An 18127-nucleotide genomic window follows, 5' to 3' on the forward strand; every position below is an offset into this window, starting at 1 on the left:
ATGAATCCTTATATTAACATTTCACTGCATGTCCACCATCAAAGAAATAAAGCCACCTGTGGTCAACCTTACGTCCCAAAATATCCTCAATTGCCCGGCTATATAACTCTAGCTGGAAACGATAGTTTGCAGTTAAATCGTTTAACCCTTGTGCATCATTCCAGACACGATCCGTTTTATAATCTAGCAGCACAAGTTTGCCCTCCACCTCATAGAGGCAGTCTATAATCCCTTGAACCAATACCGTCTCATCTACCAGTGATGCCTGAAGTCCTTCGCCTTCATCTACTGTCTGCATCCCCTCATGTGGCGTTATATCACGCAACCACTCAGCAGGAGAATGATGTGCAGGCAATCCGTAAATAAATGGAATCTCCCGTTTTACCCAATCTGCGCGCACAAGTTCCAATCCAGGCTCAGTATCAAAAAAAGCAACGAGTTGCGTAGCATCAATGACCTCTCCCTGATGTGGCAACAGAATCTGTAGTTGTAGCAACCGCGCGATCGTACTTTCCACAACCTCGACGTCAACCCTTGTTCCATCCATCGGAAGATGCTGCATCAATGTATGATACACCGTTCCTCTTTCTGCACCTGTTAGCTTTTTCTCTTCCATGAATTTAGGACGACGCAAATGCAATTTGAAGGACGAATCCGGATCATGGCTTCTACTGTTATCAGGCTGCACTACTAGATTCAACTTCTCATTCGACGGATCATCTGTATGCGAAGTATTATTCTCAATTCGTCTTGCCATCTCTTCCATTACCTGTAGTGGCTGGTATTCCTGTTTGGCGAGCAATGTCTTAAGCTCAGACACGGATGTGCTTGCCGCAACCTGCGTTGCCGCTGTGTGTGGATATGCCCAGGATAATCGTTGATTGACTTGCTCCATAAGCGAGACATCTGTTTGCCCATCTTCAGTAACTTCATCACGATGACCGTTATCTTGCTGAGCTAATTCTAACAAGTCAGCAGCTTCATCGCTTCTCTCTTCAGAAATACGTAACTGAACAGGCTGTACTGCTTGCAACGCAGCAATTCGTTCCTTCCGAACTTCTGACATCGCTTCTTCCTCGTCCTTGAGATGTCCATGAACCATGTCCCGTGAAACCTGATCTGCAGAAACCACGGTGATATTCCAGCGCGACTCGTCGTCCATTAAGCAAGATGAATAGGAATCACTTCCTCCAGCCAATTCACGAAGGGAAGCCGCTGCTGGGTGACGAATAAGGGACGGGCCGATCCAGTCCAAATAATTACGTCCCGCTGCAAGTAAGTAGTCTGGCAATAACAACTCCGAACTGTCCTTCACCTGTGACCAAGCGGCTGCCTTTTTGGCAACATCCTTCACTGTTCCTATGAGAATCATTTTCTCCTTTGGACGTGTGAGCGCCACGTACAGCACCCTCATCTCCTCGGCTAACAGCTCAAATTGAGCCCGGCGGCGAATCGCTAGATTTGCAAGTGTCGGGTACGCAACACGGTTCTCTTGATCCACGAACCTTGGGCCGAATCCAAGCTCCTTATGCATGAGAAAAGGTGCGTTCAGATCCTGCTGATTGAACATTTTGGATATCCCCGCCACAAAGACTACTGGGAATTCCAGTCCTTTACTTCGATGAATGGTCATAATCCTTACTTCGTTGTCTTGCTCAGCAGCACCGCCGACTGTTCCTAAATCTCCACCATTCTCACGCAGTCTAGAGACATACGTCAAAAAGCGGAACAAACCTCGATTCGCAGTTGCTTCCTCATATTGACGCGCCCGATCATATAACGCCTTAAGATTACTCTGACGCTGCATGCCACCGGGGAGACCACCTACCCAGTCCAAGTACCCCGTCTCTCTGTAAATCCGCCAGATTAATTCACTCAGACTGCCTTGACGAGCCTCTAATCGCCATTGCTTCAATTGACGTGCAAACTGAATCAATTTTTGCTGTAATGTCACACCCTCATCAGGCTGAACGGCATTGTCCTCATCACTTACAAGATTGACCAGTCCCGCCCAGTGAGCCGCATCAACATCACTGCTGGATTGTCGCATGTCATCTACACGATCTAACTCAGCAGTAACCGCCGTCTCTCGTCGTGCCTGCTCCAGCTCTGTCCACGCATCAGGCCAATTCATCTGAACGGCTTGATCGTCACGATTTTCTTGCATGCGCTTCTGGTCTAAGCTGTGGTCATGCCCTGAATGATCTAGTTCTCCTGTAGCCAACACTACAGCATCATAGAAGGATTGAGTTTTATCCCCGAGACGAATCTGTGCCAGTTCCTCTTCGTCTAGACCAACAATCGGTGACCGTAGAACCGCAGCAAGAGGAATATCCTGTCTTGGGTTATCGACAATCTGAAGCAGGGACAACATCACTTCCACTTCGATTGCCTGAAAATACCCTTTGCTCTGCTCACCACCAGCAGGAATGCCTTGTTGCCTAAACTCTTCAATCATAAGCGGCGCCCACATTTGAGCAGAACGCAACAAAATGACAATGTCACCGTACCTTGCCGGTCGCATCGTTTTCAGCGCTTTATCATACACCTGCAATGCAGGCTGATCTGCATCGCCCACAATCTCTCGAATACGTCTAGCCATTGCTCGTGCTTCCAGTTGAGCAGTCTCTAACTCAGCGCTCTCCAGTTCAGCAGTAGCCAGTGTATCTCCCTGCTCCTCTGTGCTTTCAGACAGATCAGGCCCACCGCCTTGACGATCAATTAATATGACCTCAGGTGTATACGCCTCATCTCTTTCCGTCTCTGACGGGAACGATGCTCCATAAGCAAGCTGTGCTCGTTCATCATACGCAATCTCCGCCACACCTTCGTTCATAATCTGCCGGAAGAGCATATTGACCGAATGAACAACTTCTTCACGGCTTCGAAAGTTACGCGCTAGATCAATACGTCTGCCCGTGTGCTCGCTGGAGTCTTCGTCCTGATCCAGTACAGCACTTGAAGCATATTGACGGTATTTGTTAAGAAACAGCCCCGGCTCGGCCAGACGAAAACGATAAATACTCTGTTTTACATCACCAACCATAAATCGATTACCAGGATTTTCTCTTGAAATTAGTCTTACGATATCTTCCTGTACAGTATTGGTATCCTGATATTCATCCAGTAACACTTCATCAAAACGTGCACGAAATTCCATTGCTGCATCTGAAGGCATGGACACAGCTGGCGTAGAATCCTCATGACGCAAAATTTGAAGACAGTAATGCTCCAGATCGCTAAAATCAACCTGCCCACGCTCCTGCTTCGCCTGCTGGTATCGTTCTCCAAACTCACTGACGAGTTTAGATAACTCGTGCATCAGTGGGGCAGCCTGCTCTAATTCCTGCCAGAACGAAAAGGCAGTTCTCCCGAACAATGATCCTTTCAGATCAGTTACTGCTTTTTTGGCTGCTTCGCGAAGATCCTTAACTTGCTCTTGAAGCCCTGGGTCTGTCTGATCTTTCTTACAAGGCTTGAGCTTGCCAAATGCGGCTGATTGAAAGACGTCTGGCAACTTGTCCCATGGCATGATCTGAACGGCAGAACGAAGCTCCTCTACCATCACCAGATCTTCCTTGAGCGTATCCGCATAAGGTGCCGGCCCTTCTGGCTGCATAGCAATTTCAATCCCTTGGCGCAACACCCCAGCGGCACCACTTAACGTAAGTGAGGCATCACGTAAAATACTCTGTACCCAGACCGTACGTCCTAGCGCCTCTACACTCTCCACCTGAAAAGCAGACGCCATTTCTGCCAGCCAGTGATCTGGCCAAGAATGACTGCGAGAGAAGTCATACAGCCGTTGTACGAGCCGATGCATTGCATCATCGTTCCGCTCGCCACTGAACCAATCCACTAATTTGCGGAATGTACTGCCTTCATCCTGCTCACCATACTTTTCTTCAAAAAGCTGTTCCAGCAGTTCTTGCCGCATCATTTCAGCTTCATTTTCATTCAATATCCGGAAGGCAGGATTCAGCGGAATCTGCTGATAATAACGCCGTATAACTTCCATACAAAATGAATGCAGTGTCGTGATGGACGCACGTCCAAGAAGCGAAAGCTGCTTACGCAGATGCTCTTCTCCAGGCTGATCTTCCAGCGCACGTTCCAATGCTTCACGTATACGTTGCTTCATCTCGGCCGCGGCTGCTTTCGTAAATGTTGCTACAAGCAAACGATCTACGCTGAATCCCTGAGAAGGGTCGGCAATTTTGCGAATAATCCGTTCGACCAATACAGCCGTTTTACCCGATCCCGCAGCGGCGGCAACTAGAATGTCTTCTCCACTCTGCGAGATCGCACTCCACTGGTCATCACTCCAGAAGCTACCTTCTGGTTTTGGCATATTCGTCATAACGTTTCCCCTCCCTTGTTGTGAGATAACAACTCCCATATTTGCTGTTTGCCTGGTCTTGATAACAGATTATATTCATTACCTTCTATATTCTCATCAAACTGACAGACTGGCTTATACGGACAGAAGGTACATGCAACTTCCTGTTGGATACGATAAGGCTCGATGCCCACGTCCCCGTCCGTAATCCGTGTACCAATCTCTCGAATGTTGCTTCGTACGGTTGCAAGCAATGTGTCCCATTGCTCAGGTGTAGCTACAGCTGCACTGCTGTAAAAACTACCATCTGCTTTCAGTGCAACAGGAATAATCGCAGAATACCCTTTTTCCAAGGTATGATCCATTTGAGCAATGTTATCTCGGTCTGCGAGCAATAGTCCTTTCATTTTGAAGCGTTTCAGCAGCTCTTGTCCTGCTTGCTCCGAGGTCATGCCATTGGAAGATTGCAGTAGCGGATTATGCACATGGAAATACAGCGTGCCGCCCGGCATGGCAGATTCACCCAACCATTCTTCAGCCGCACTAAGTAACACTTCCAGATACGTAAGCATCTGTAGTGACAGACCATAATACACTTCGTGTAGCTTGAGATCCGTCTGACTTGACTTATAGTCTATGACTCGTAGTAGAAGTCCATTTTCCCCTTCAGCAACATCTACGCGGTCAATTCGACCGACAATCTCCATCACACAACCATTTTCCAGTTCAAAACGTAACGGCGGCAAAGGCTTGCCTGGTCCAAAATCAAGCTCAAGCCCGATCGGTTCATAACTTCCTCGTCTAGACTGTTCTCCCAGAATAACGGAAGCTCTGCTGACAATCTCCTTCAACTTGCGGAAAATGTAACCATACCGTTTGGTGCTAAGCAAAATTTCTCCTTGAAGCTGTGGAGCAATCTGCTCCACCGTCTGCTCTGCCTCTTGTCGGCATTGCTCTGGCGATAAACTCCCCCAGCTACGATTTTCTTCACGCAAGCGCATCGCCAACTGACTGAGTGCAGCATGAAATAATTGACCGATATCTGGTGCTTGAAGACGGTAAAGCTGGCGATCCTTCAAGCGTAATCCATGAGAAGCAAAGTGAGAGAATGGGCATGCTACAAACCGTTCCATCCGGGAGACACTTGTGCGAACTTCCGTACCGTACAATCTCCGACTAGTGGATGTGCGAAGTGGTAACGCCCGGTTACGATAAAAGACGGATCCCAGTAATCGGTCCAATAGCGGTTTGCTGCTTTCTTGCGAAGCATGCCAGTTATACACGGCCCACCATAATTCTGGAATGTCCTCACCGCGGCGCCATCTGCGCAATTGTCCAATTAACGTAGATAAGCTCTGTTCCGGATGACGAACATAGGCCCAATGATTCTGTAAAGCGACTGATCCCTGAGGTTCAGTCAGAAGAGGCTGCTCCTGTTTACCAAACATGTTCCGCACATGTCTTACAATCTCCGAAGGTAGCAGCGACTTCCCTTCATCATCCGCGACAGGGTAACTTAGCCACAGTTGGTCACTAGCTGATGTTAAGGCGGTATATATCAGAAAACGCTCGTCCAGCATTTGTCTGGTCGCTCCAGGCCCCAGAGGCAAACCTCTTTCTGTTAACAAAAGTCGTTCCTGCTCAGTCAATACACCATCCTCTTGAGGTACAGCCGGGAGTTCTCCATCCACTGCTCCAAGAATAAATACATACTTGATATCTTGCAGACGCGTCCGATCCATCGAACCAACCAATACCTGATCTAATGCAGGTGGAACCAGACCCAATTTAAGCTCCGTTAGTCCTGTCTCAATTAATCCAGCAAACAAATCCAAGTCCAGACGCTCGGCTCCCATCATATCGACCATCTGATCAAGCAGATCTAGAACGGCTCCCCACATTTGTCGATGCTCGCGTGAACGTTCCGGATCACCTTGAGCGGTGGCCTCGGTGGACATCGCCTCCAGCTTCCATGGAATCTCCGCATCTTCAAGTAAATTGTATAATGCAGCACACTGTTCCTTGGCTGTCTTTGCCTTGCTCATTCGCTTCTCAAAAGCACCCATTGGATCTGTAATAACCGTGCGGCACTTTTCCATCAACGATAACATTTGTTCACGTCCACGGCTCCGATTTTCCTGACCGTTGTCCTCCAGCGACAAGCTAGGCACATACTTCCAAGGTTTGCCGTCTGTCCAGCGGTATCCGTGAATACCACAAGCTAGGATGTAATTCTCGAGTTGATCCATGTCCTCACGGCTCACTGAACCATCCCGAGGCAGGAGGAGATCTGTTTTGACACAACGAAACACATCTTCGTAACGCCAGCGACGACGAACAACATCCAGTGCTGAACGAATAAACTCCGCGAGCGGATGATGCAGCTCACTTCGTCTGCGATCCAAGAAGACAGGGATGTTATAATCTCGGAACAACGGCTCGGCAATATCTGCATAAGCATCTAACTGACGAACCAACACAGCCATCTCACGGTAACGCGCACCCTCATCTTGAGCCAAACGTCTCATTTCCCGTAGCGCACCTTCCAGTTCCGCACGACGGTTCTCGGCTGCATACAACTTAATACCAGAATCACGCCCTTCACTTCTCCAGCGAACTCTACGATCGAACCCCGCTTCCAAATGCGCTAATCCCGGGCTTCCTTCATATCTTGGCGCAACCCCTGGCTGAAGAATCATCGTTTCGCTCGGCACACCTAAGTCATCAGCCATGCCTTTGAGACGTGCATAAGCACTCGCTGTGGGATAGAACAGATCCAAATCGTTAGGAAGTGCACCATGCTCGTATGGGCGATCTAACGTCAATGCAATCGTAACATTAGAAGACTGCAACATCAGTCTTCCAATCACACTCAGTTCCTGTGGAGTAAATCCCTGAAACCCATCTATCCAAATCTGAGAATCTTTCAGCATCGTGCCTTCAGATAACCGTTCAGTCAATTCGCTGAGCGTATCTTCATCATCAATGTAGAGATCCGTTAATTCCTGTTCATAATCACGATATATTAAAAGCAGATCATGAAGCTTATCTCCCAATATCGGTGCTGACGAAGAGGCATTCCACATGGAAACTCCGTCTCCCAGCGATGCAGGATCAAGCTCATAACGTTTAAATTCACCATATAGGTTGTTCAGATGACTAATAAAGCCTAATTGACTGCTTGAAGCACCAAATAATTTCAACTCTTCCTTACGCCGTTGCAGTACTTTATAGAGCAGCATCTTCTTACCTTCAGCACCGATTGGAATACGCGCCGAACCACCAGCCTCCTGCATGACACGGTAAGCTAGTCTTCGGAAACCAAGCACTTCAGCGCGCATAGATCCTTTGATCATGCCAGAAGAGACGAGTGCTTGCTCTGTACGGAATGAACTCTGTTCAGGTACTAGTAAAATAAGGGGATTCCCCTGTGGCTCCTGTTGAAGCAGGGTAGTAATTTCCCGGGTAACCAGGGCACTCTTGCCACTGCCTGCCCGGCCAATAACGAAGCGTACGGACATGTCTAATCCTCCAAATCATCACGAACAAGATTTTAATTCTCAGTATACCATACCTGACTCGGTTCGGAACATACGTTTGCCACTATTCGGCAGCATCGGAAACATCTCCATAAGCATTACAAAAAGGCCTACAGCTATATAACTGCAGACCTCCAATTTGATGTTGATATGATTGTTGTTACAACATAATTTGTCGTTTAAATGCTCGTGTGACTCATTACTTTATTTTGTTTTACTGCGAACCTCGAAGATCGCAAATTTCAGGTAATGTCCTTCATCTACACCCAAAATCTGTGGGTGATCCTTGCCTGCTGCCTTCCACTCAATGAGGCGAAGCACTTTGCCAGCATCTTCAGCCGCATCTGCGATTGTTTCGAGGAAAAGGTCTGGGCGCATGTGATATGAACAGCTTGCCGTTACAAGATATCCACCCTCATTGACGAGTCTCATACCATGAAGATTGATGTCCTTGTATCCACGGCATGCACCTTTGACTGCTGATTTCGTTTTGGCAAACGCCGGTGGATCAAGGATAACCACGTCAAACGATTTACCTCCGCCAGCAGCGAGCGCTTTGGAAGTGTCTACTTTTTGCTCGCCTGCACGTGCACGTACATTCCGATCTTCGAGTCCTTTAACCTGTTCACGCAGGTATTGGAAAGCATCTGCTACAACAAATTCAACTCGATCAGTGAATCCGTTCAACTCCACATTCGTTCTAGCACTTTCGATCGCATGCTCTGAAATGTCCAGACACGTTACTTTCTTCGCTCCATACTTACAAGCATTCAACGTGAAGCTGCCTGTATGTGAGAAACACTCCAGTACCGTCGCACCATCCCAATAAGGAAATGTTACAACTTTACCACTTTTGTTAACAGGCAACCGTTGCTCACTACCATCCTGCTCCACTTGTTCAAGACGGATACCGCTTTTGTAGCCCCAGCCCTTCATTAAGGGTTCGATCGCTGCACGGTTCTCACGCTGATCGAAGAAATAGCCTGTTTTCTGACCTTCCACGATATCTACTTTAATGAGCAAACCGTTTTCTGTTACGGTCACATGACGTGGGCACTCTCCGTATAGAGGACCTTTAATCTGCTCCAAGCCTTCCAGCTCACGAATAGACACATCGCTCCGCTCGTAAATGCCCTCAGGCTGCATCACTTCAATCAGTGCTTGGACAATCGCCTCACGACAACGATCCATCCCCAGTGTCAATAGCTGTACCACAAGTATGCTGCCGAAGCGGTCAACGATCAACCCAGGTAAAAAATCCGCTTCACCATAAACCAAGCGATACGCTTCTCCGTCTTGGATGAAACGTTCACGATGGCGTAAGCAATCCTGGAAACGTGCTGTAAAGAACGCTGTATCCATCTGAGCAAAATCTAACGGTTGGTAGGATACAACCCGTACAGTAATTTGTGATGCAGGATTGTAATACCCTGTCGCTAGGTAGCGACCTTGATGATTTAATACATTAACTAGATCTCCAGGCTCTGGATTTCCGTCAACTGAGGCAATTTCATTGTTAAAGATCCATGGATGTGCATGTTCCAGCCGCTTTTTGCGACTGCGTTCTAGGGTAACCGATGGCAAGGTAAATCCACTTCCTTTGTGAGTTAGTTGAAAAGATAGGTTTAGTGCAAAGGGAGACGCTCCGGGGACGGATCGGTCTTTCGATCGCTGTTATCCCCAGATTTTTTGGATTCCCTTTCTCAAAAGGGAAAATCCGGGGATAAACGCGAACGCTCCGCTTCTCCAGATCCGATTCCGTCCCCTCCGCTCCGTTTGCACGAATCTCCGTATCTTTTGAATATGGCGGTACGTAGGGGTAAACCTTTGAATGATGGCTGTTCCTCTTAACAGTTCCCTTTTTCTAAAAGGGAACTGTTAAGAGGAAGGCGCTCGCTTCGCTTCTACAGATTCAATTCCATGTTCTTGCTCCGTTCGTAAGAATATCTTTATTATTTGAGCTCCGTGATACGTAGGTAAAACCTTTAATCTCTTCTCGCTGTAATTCCTCATGCTTGTCATGGTTGTCCTTACCGGCTCATAGGATGAAGATAAGAGCCATGCAGGAAGGAATGAGGTTACGGATGTTCAGAGAAGTTGTGTTTCCTTTATTATATGGGCTTGTTATCTTCTTTGCTGGCATGAAGGTCATGGAAATGTCGCTACAGCGCATGGCTGGACCTATGCTCGCCGGGTGGCTTAACCGCGCCACTTCTGCCCCATGGAAAGGGATGGCTTTTAGTGCAGGCGCAACTGCACTGCTTCAGAGCAGTACCGCCGTTACCGTGCTCACCATTGGTCTTGCCAATGCAAGAATCATCACCTATGGACGCACGCTTGGGATTATTTTAGGTACAAATATCGGAACCTGTCTAACCACCGAGCTTGTTGGATTACAGATTGGACGTGCTGCACTACCTCTACTCGTTCTTTCCCTGCTTGGCTGGGCTACTTTTGTTGTCCTTGCAGAACGCAATCGGGCGGCTCCCGAAGAAACCAAGCGAACGCTTTTTCATATACAATGCAGTTTTTTGGCAGCAGCAGGATTCGCACTCGTCATGACAGGCATTCAGGTCATGCAATCCATTGCAGTTCCACTCCGAAGCATGGGTGTATTCCAATGGTTTTTGGATCGCTCCGCGGATAGCCTATGGTGGGGATTCCTTGCAGGAGCCTGTCTGACAGCACTAATTCACAGCAGTGCAGCTGTCATCAGCATGGCTATAACACTTGCCGCGACAGGTGTGTTACCCGTAGAGATTGGCATTGCCATTGTGATCGGCTCCAATGTGGGCACATGCATCACAGCCGTTCTTGCTGCCGCTGGCGGAGCATCCGCAGGCAAATTCGTCGCAGCCGCGCATGTCGTATTAAACGTGGCGGGTGCACTACTTTTCATGCCGCTCATTGATCAGCTTCATGCAGCTTCAGCTTGGCTGTCCGCGGATCACGGAGCACAGATCGCCCATGCACAGACCTTGTTTAACATCATATGCTCTCTATTAGCTCTACCCTTATGTTATTTACCAATCTGGCACAAAAAACCACCGGTTTCCGCCCCTTCGGCGAAATCACCCGTGGCATAGTGCTTTTGATAACTGTTCTCCCTAAAATCCGCAACTTATGAACCGAAATCTGAATAATTAAACGTTAATGCCTAGTTTGTTCAGTGCATCACGTAGAATGCTGTCATTGTTGTCATAGCCGTTACTTTCCTGTCTGGACCATGCTTCCTCAGGTGTATACCAATCTACGCCTTTAATTTCTTCAATCTGAGGCTGCATATCGCCACTCTCTGCCTCCACTAAATAATAGTGAACTTCCTTGTCTACCGGACCGAACTCTGCATGTTGGTACGTATAGGCGATAACGTCGACAGGTTCAACAATTCGTCCAACCATGCCTGTCTCTTCTAATATCTCGCGCAGCGCTGTCTGCTCAATCGTTTCGCCTGGTTCCATTTTGCCCTTAGCCAATGTCGTTTTCCCGTAACGATCCACAATCAATTGGATCTGTAGTTTTCCGTCATCGTCTTTGCGATAAACAACGCCACCTGCTGAAATTTCTTTTTTGTTCATTTTGTTCTCCCCCAATCACGGAATACTTACGGTCTGCTACACAACTTCTTAGCCATTTTATTGCAAAAGAAGGATTTCATCGCCCGGGTACGTTCCCCAAGGAAATGAAATCCTTGTTTTTGTCATCTCGATTACATCGCCGCAGACTTCAGTTGATCTTCCAATACACGAACCAACGTAGCCTGGCTCTCATTAACGCCAGCTTCAGTAAGCTTCACGCGGCATACTTTACCGATCATATCCTGGGAACCATCGAATACCAATTGAATGTAATTATCGCTGTATCCTTGCAGTTTACCACTGCCTTCGCGACCTTTGGCTTCTCCCTCAGGAATAACATCCAATACTTGTCCCACGAATTGCTGTGCATAAGCCAACTGCATCTGTTCAGACAGATCGATCAATTCATGTACACGGGCATTTTTCACTTCTTCATCCACCTGATCTTCCATACGTGCTGCCGGCGTTCCGGTACGTTTGGAATAAGGGAATACGTGCATTTCGGAGAAACCGATCTTCTTCATCAGTTCATAGCCGTTACGGAACATCTCATCCGTTTCACCCGGGAAGCCTACAATAACATCTGTCGTAATGGCTACATCCGGCATAGCTTCACGAATGCGGAGCATTTTATTGTAGAACTCTTCGGTTGTATATTTACGGCGCATCCGTTTCAACACTGCATCGTCCCCTGCTTGCAGCGGAATATGGAAGTGACGAACTAATTTATCCGAACGTTTAATCACATCCAGCATACGATCATCGATCTGGCTAGCTTCAATGGAGCTAATACGAATACGTTCCAGACCTTCGACTTTATCCAGATCCCAGAGCAGATCGGTTAAGTCGTAGTTTTCCATGTCGTCACCATATCCACCAGTATGGATACCTGTAAGCACAATTTCTTTGTAGCCCGCATGCACCAATTGATGAGCCTGTTGAACAATACTGTTTGATTCCCGGCTACGAGACAGACCACGCGACCACGGAATGATACAGAATGTGCAGAAGTTATTACATCCATCCTGAATTTTCAGGAAGGCACGCGTACGATCAGCAAAATCAGGCACATCCATTTCTTCAAACACACGTGTCTTCATAATGTTACGTACCGCGTTTACCGGTTGGCGGGATTCCTGAATTTCTCTAACATACGGCAAAATTTTATCCCGATCTTGTGTTCCGATAACCAGGTCTACTCCTGGAATATCTAGAATCTCGGCAGGAGAGGTCTGAGCGTAACAGCCAGTTACTGCCACAATGGCATCCGGATTCCGACGAATGGCACGACGAATAATTTGACGGCTTTTTTTGTCACCTGTATTCGTCACTGTACAAGTATTAATTAAGTATACATCGGCCGTCTGTTCATCAAAGTCCACTTGATCGTATCCTTCGTTCTTGAACAGTTGCCAGATTGCTTCTGTATCATAAAAGTTAACTTTGCAGCCTAAGGTGTAAAACGCCACGGATGGCATAATTACATTCCCCCCATTTCTCCAGATTCGTATAAAACACAAGTCAGCGCGGCCATTCCAGCCGTCTCTGCACGCAAAATCCGTTTGCCTAGTCCAACCGATACAGCGCCAGCCTGATCAGCTTCCAGCGTCTCCTTCTCCGAGAATCCGCCTTCTGGACCTACCACAATCAACACATTAGCCGAAGCATCAGGTGCAAGCTTTTCTACGAAAGGTTTTAGCGCATCGCGCAGTTGCTTGCCGTTTTCTTTCTCATAACAATAGCATACCAGATCATATCCCTCAAAAGAAGACAACAGCCCTTTCCAAGAAAGCGGCTGCTCAATGGACGGAATACGGTTGCGATGGCTCTGCTCAGCAGCTTCCTTGGCAATTTTCCCCCACCGCTCTAGTCGTTTGCTTTCCTTCTTGGCATCATATTGCACGATCGTCCGTTCCGAGAGAAAAGGAACAAACGCTACCGCTCCGATCTCAGTGCATCGCTGAATGACCGTTTCCATCTTGTCACCTTTAGGCAAACTTTGAGCTACCGTTACACGAATACGAGCCTCATGATCCATCTCCAGAGGCTCCACAATATTCGTTGTCACTTCACCAGCTTCTATGCCTTCAATCTCCACCAGAGCTTCTCTGGTACGTCCGTCACTGACAATTAGTTTATCTCCAGGTTTGCCGCGCATAACCTTACTGATATGGCGCGCATCATCCCCTGTGATTACAACCGAACGCTCTTGGAATTGTTCTTCAGATACAAAATAACGCTGCATAGGTCTGTCCACCATTCTATCCTGTTATGAATGAAATCCACCCTGCTCGCAAGCAGGCGTGAATCCATACGCCACAGATGATCATACAACTTTTATGTCCTTCTGACCAGTATTTCAGTCCAAAACGTTATCATTCGTTTATATAGAAATACGTGTTCGAAAAGGCCTCTAAAATAGACCTCTAATTAGATTTCCAAAATCGTCATACATACTGTATGCCAACATGTATAACGGATTAATCGTTACATCGCGTAACGGAGGTACGATAAGAATAAGCAAGAAAATAAGAATAGACCATTGCTCCACGCCCTGTAGCTTGCGACTAATAGAGGGCGGTAATAACTCTTCCAGAACCCGATAACCGTCCAGAGGTGGTAATGGAATCAGGTTGAACAGAAACAGGAAAAAGTTCGTGAGATTGAACATGAAGAAGAAGGTCGCAATCGCTGTATACAAACGTTCATTTGCAATATTATGCATAACTCCAGTACCCACAAGCGTAGCGAATACGATGGTACCAATGATCGCAAGCAACAAATTACTCAACGGACCCGCCAAGGAGACAATCAAACTCATTCTCCGCGGATGATCGAAGTTAGCTCGATTCACAGGTACAGGCCGAGCCCAACCAAAACCAGCGATCAATAGCATTATTACGCCCAATAGATCAAAATGCACAACCGGATTAAGCGTTACTCTCCCTAACAGTTTCGCTGTTGGATCTCCAAACTTATTGGCAAAATACGCATGTGCAAACTCGTGCACCGTAAAAGCAATCAGAATTGTTAGTAAGAAGAACGGTAACTGATCTAATGGGTAACGAAAGAGCGAATTAAGAAAATCCATCCGTTACCTCTTCCTAGCTACGTACGCCAGCCAGTCCTCATCACGGTGAACGGCACTAATTTCAAACCCAGCGGCAATGAGTCCATCATGAACTAACTGCTCTTTATTTTTCCAGATACCTGAAGCAATATAAACGCCTCCTGGTTCAAGAGCATTATAGACATCGTCCACAAACAGCATGATGATCTCCGCAAGAATATTAGCTACAATGACTTTGACTGGGAGTTTAACACCAAGCGTTGGGTCTTCGCTACCCAATACAGACAATAGATCACTTTCCTTCACGGTGATACGATTATCAAGTCCGTTTAGATGTGCATTTTCCTTCGCGCTGGATACAGCCACTGGATCCAAATCTAAAGCTAGAACATGCTTCGCCCCAAGTTGTACCGCGCCAATGGCAAGAATGCCTGAACCTGTTCCGACATCAATGACTTCTTCTCCGCCTTGGATCACCGTTTCCAGTGTACGCAAACAGAGTGAAGTTGTTGGGTGAGTCCCCGTACCAAAGGCCATGCCTGGGTCAAGCTCGATAATTTTTTCGTCTGGGCTTTCTGGAGTGTACTCCTCCCATGTAGGTTTGATCGTCAGACGTTCTGACACACGCACAGGTTTAAAATACTTTTTCCAAGCATCTGCCCAGTCGTTCTCATCAACCGTTCTTGTCTCATAACGCACGTCACCCACATTTATATCGAATTCAGCAAGTTGCTCAATTCTTGGGCGCACTTCTGCCTGTAATGCTTCCATGTCTGTGTCTTCGGAAAAATACCCTTTGATCTCAGCAAAACCTTCAGGAATATCATTCAAGGGAAATTCATACCACTCACCATAGGGTGCATCACGCTTTTTATTTAAAGTACCGGACTCTTCAATTGAAACCCCTCCAGCACCTGCTTCATGCAAAAAATTCGAAATCATCTCCACCGCTTCTTCGGTAGTATGTATTGTTAGTTCATGCCATAACATACGTTATTTTTCCTCCTCATTTTTCAAACATCCCCATCATTGTACTACACAAGCGAGTCAGAATACAAAATGCAGTAATTAAAGGCAGCTGTTCGGATAGCCGATTGAAGCGCCGCTAATATCTCATCATCCATAACTAACGGGTCTACACAACTTCTTAATGAGAACAAAAAAAACAGGATCTCGTAGCAATGGCTAGAGCATCCTGTTCTTTTGGCTTATTCTATTACATTTGTTAATAAAAACGCCCACCGTTTTGGCTAATCATCTCGGCTGCCTGCGGAAACGAATCGTTAGTCACCGACACGGTCAATAAAATCCCTTGTTTGGGTTGCCCTGTCGATATGGTCTCAGGCATATCATATACCTGACCATTGGATAGCATTTCCGGATCATCGCTAATTAGCGAAAGAACGTTAAGTTCCCCGCTAAACCCACCAATTACCGCCGTGGGAGAGAATTCTCCCTCCTCATCCTGTTTGGCAATCGGTTCATTAGATTGCAGAGGAAGACTTTCAATACGCAATTGATTTGGGTGTAATAGTTCGAGAGCTCTCCGTGCAGATTCAGCGTCAGACCAACTCGTAAAGACTGCCTCAATCCTTACTGTTGAGCGAACGTCTTCAGTCATGCAGCTCTCTTCCTTGACGACGATCAGCTGCCTCACTCCGACGCAATGCCTCTACGTCTTCATGATCGGCTGCCTCACTACTAAATTCCACATCTTCATTTTTTGCAGATTGCAATCGTTTCATTTTCTCGGTCTTCGTCAAAATTTTGCCCGGGCGTTCATGTTCTGCCATGTTATGTTCCTCCTTTAATATCAGTGCCCTATTATGGATGGGGTCTAACTAGATCATGCCACCAGCCTGCTCGATTATCGACAAGGCGCGGTGATGTACGGATTCATCTACGACTACAGTGAGCAAGACATCCCGACCTGTAGGGCCTTCTTGTCCGCCATCACTCATCCCACTAGCGGTAGGATCTGCAGCAGCCATAATTCCAGCGGTTACATTCATGCCCATCGCTCCAGGCACCCAAGAAGAGTAACTACCAGAAACTCCTGGCGTGTACGAGGCTCCACTTGGCCCGACACCCGCATAACGGCTGAAACGATTGATCGACAGGTCCTCCACACGTAACGCCTCCAATTTTTTGGCAGCGCCTTCTGCTTGCTCTGGGCTATGGAAGTACGCCAAAATGTTTTTCTCACTCATCTGGTCACACCTGCTTCCCTAGTTTTCGTATATGGGCTATCCCTTATCGTTCTCGCTATGCTAGTCTGCCGCAATGCTTCTCCATTTATGCACAAAAAAGGACACCATGCCGAATAACAGCAATGATGTCCTTTTATATTTACAATAACTGTGGTGAACCACATATTTGAAGCTTTCCGGCTAAGGCCTTACACCGAGTTGTTGGATAACATCCATCTATTAGTCACCACGGAATGCGCGTTTTACTCGATCAAAGAAGGATTGCTCATGTTCATGAGTTTGTTCTCCATCTAGTGCAGCAATTTGGCGTAACAGATCTTTCTGCTCGTCATTCAGCTTGCTAGGTGTAACAACAACCACCTTCACATGTTGATCCCCTTGCCCCATACCACGCAGGCGTGGAACCCCTTTGCCTTTAAGACGGAAATAAGTTCCGGTTTGCGTACCTGCTGGAATTTTCAACTTCACTTTTTCAGTCAACGTTGGAATCTCAATCTCGTCTCCCAATGCTGCCTGAGCAAACGTCAGTGGAATCTCGCAGTAAATATCGTCTCCTTCGCGTTCGAAGAAATCATGTGATTTCACACGAATAACAATATACAAGTCTCCCGCTGGGCCACCACGCAGACCGCCTTCCCCTTCACCTGTCATACGCAGTTGTGCACCATCATCTACGCCCGCTGGAATGCGAACATGGATTTTGCGTTGCTTGCGCACTTTACCGCTACCACTGCACGTTGTACATTTTTCTTTGATAATTTGTCCTGTACCACTACAGTTTGAGCATGCACGGCGATTCACCATACGGCCAAATGGAGTGTTCTGAACAACTTCCTGTTGTCCACTACCTTTGCAGACCGTACATGTTTCTGGTTTCGTTCCTGGTTTAGCACCTGAACCGTGACAAGTGTCACAGCCTTCAGTACGCGGAATTGTAATATCCGTTTCTTTACCAAAGACAGCCTCTTTGAACTCAATGGTCATGGTATATTGCAGATCGTTCCCACGTTGCGGTGCATTAGGATCACGTCGTCCGCCACCACCACCGCCAAAGAACATATCGAAGATATCGCCAAATCCACCGCCACCAAAATCGCCGCCACCACCGAATCCACCTTGATTCGGATCAATATGCCCATATTGGTCATACTGCGCACGTTTCTGGCTGTCACTAACAACATCATAAGCTTCTTTCACTTCTTTGAACTTAGCTTCTGCATCATCCGCTTTGTTTACGTCAGGGTGATACTGACGTGCAAGCTTACGGTATGCCTTTTTGATCTCCTCGTCGCTTGCATTTTTGCCAACGCCGAGAACCTCATAATAATCACGTTTTTCAGCCACTCTTCCACCCCCATAACATTCACCATATCGCACATCGTGACAAAAGG

13 protein-coding genes are annotated in these 18127 nt (G+C 47.1%); 1 reads left to right on the plus strand and 12 read right to left on the minus strand.

All coding sequences use genetic code 11. The features are described from left to right. Positions 1-13 precede the first annotated feature (13 nt). The 3 genes from addA to V6W81_RS20620 all read right to left on the minus strand — a co-directional run bounded on the left by addA (position 14) and on the right by V6W81_RS20620 (position 9462). The gene (gene addA / locus V6W81_RS20610; RefSeq protein ID WP_338540208.1) at positions 14-4360 is read right to left on the minus strand and encodes a helicase-exonuclease AddAB subunit AddA; all 4347 of its coding nucleotides are present in this window, start codon (positions 4358-4360) and stop codon (positions 14-16) included. Continuing rightward, positions 4357-7860, minus strand: a complete 3504-nt coding sequence (gene addB, locus V6W81_RS20615) for a helicase-exonuclease AddAB subunit AddB (RefSeq protein ID WP_145045706.1) — start codon at positions 7858-7860, stop codon at positions 4357-4359. The genes addA and addB overlap by 4 nt, the downstream gene beginning before the upstream one ends. A 222-nt stretch (positions 7861-8082) precedes the next feature. Next, complete coding sequence (locus V6W81_RS20620; protein WP_338540209.1) at positions 8083-9462, minus strand: class I SAM-dependent rRNA methyltransferase; 1380 nt, start codon at positions 9460-9462, stop codon at positions 8083-8085. 500 nt (positions 9463-9962) lie between these two features. Here V6W81_RS20620 and V6W81_RS20625 point away from each other — a divergent pair, with 500 nt between their 5' ends. Further along, positions 9963-10964, plus strand: coding sequence for a Na/Pi cotransporter family protein (locus V6W81_RS20625; RefSeq protein WP_338540210.1), 1002 nt, complete (start codon positions 9963-9965; stop codon positions 10962-10964). Between the two features lie 57 nt (positions 10965-11021). On the opposite strand, the gene V6W81_RS20630 is transcribed toward V6W81_RS20625, so the two are convergent. The 9 genes from V6W81_RS20630 to dnaJ form a co-directional block, all read right to left on the minus strand. After that, a complete protein-coding gene (locus V6W81_RS20630; RefSeq protein ID WP_145045712.1) occupies positions 11022-11456 on the minus strand; it encodes an NUDIX hydrolase in 435 nt (144 codons plus the stop codon). Between the two features lie 131 nt (positions 11457-11587). Then, positions 11588-12934 (minus strand): tRNA (N(6)-L-threonylcarbamoyladenosine(37)-C(2))-methylthiotransferase MtaB, encoded by a 1347-nt coding sequence (gene mtaB, locus V6W81_RS20635; RefSeq protein ID WP_307220458.1) that lies wholly within the window; start codon positions 12932-12934, stop codon positions 11588-11590. Positions 12935-12936: 2 nt separating this feature from the next. Further along, entirely contained in the window at positions 12937-13701 is a 765-nt protein-coding gene (locus V6W81_RS20640; RefSeq protein WP_338540211.1) for an RsmE family RNA methyltransferase, read from the minus strand. A 168-nt stretch (positions 13702-13869) separates the two neighbouring features. After that, positions 13870-14547: a site-2 protease family protein gene (locus V6W81_RS20645; protein ID WP_338540212.1), complete on the minus strand. Its 678-nt coding sequence runs from the start codon at positions 14545-14547 to the stop codon at positions 13870-13872. A 3-nt stretch (positions 14548-14550) separates the two neighbouring features. After that, entirely contained in the window at positions 14551-15516 is a 966-nt protein-coding gene (gene prmA / locus V6W81_RS20650; protein ID WP_145045720.1) for a 50S ribosomal protein L11 methyltransferase, read from the minus strand. Positions 15517-15751: 235 nt separating this feature from the next. Continuing rightward, positions 15752-16147 (minus strand): hypothetical protein, encoded by a 396-nt coding sequence (locus tag V6W81_RS20655; RefSeq protein ID WP_338540213.1) that lies wholly within the window; start codon positions 16145-16147, stop codon positions 15752-15754. Beyond that, a complete protein-coding gene (locus tag V6W81_RS20660) occupies positions 16140-16319 on the minus strand; it encodes a YfhD family protein (RefSeq protein WP_056695979.1) in 180 nt (59 codons plus the stop codon). The genes V6W81_RS20655 and V6W81_RS20660 overlap by 8 nt, the downstream gene beginning before the upstream one ends. 48 nt (positions 16320-16367) lie before the next feature. Further along, positions 16368-16736: a hypothetical protein gene (locus V6W81_RS20665; protein ID WP_145045723.1), complete on the minus strand. Its 369-nt coding sequence runs from the start codon at positions 16734-16736 to the stop codon at positions 16368-16370. A 219-nt stretch (positions 16737-16955) separates the two neighbouring features. After that, on the minus strand, positions 16956-18080 hold the full coding sequence (gene dnaJ, locus V6W81_RS20670; RefSeq protein WP_056695975.1) for a molecular chaperone DnaJ: 1125 nt from the start codon (positions 18078-18080) through the stop codon (positions 16956-16958). Positions 18081-18127: the final 47 nt, after the last annotated feature.

Origin of the sequence: Paenibacillus tundrae (assembly GCF_036884255.1) — a bacterium.
GTDB lineage: Bacteria > Bacillota > Bacilli > Paenibacillales > Paenibacillaceae > Paenibacillus.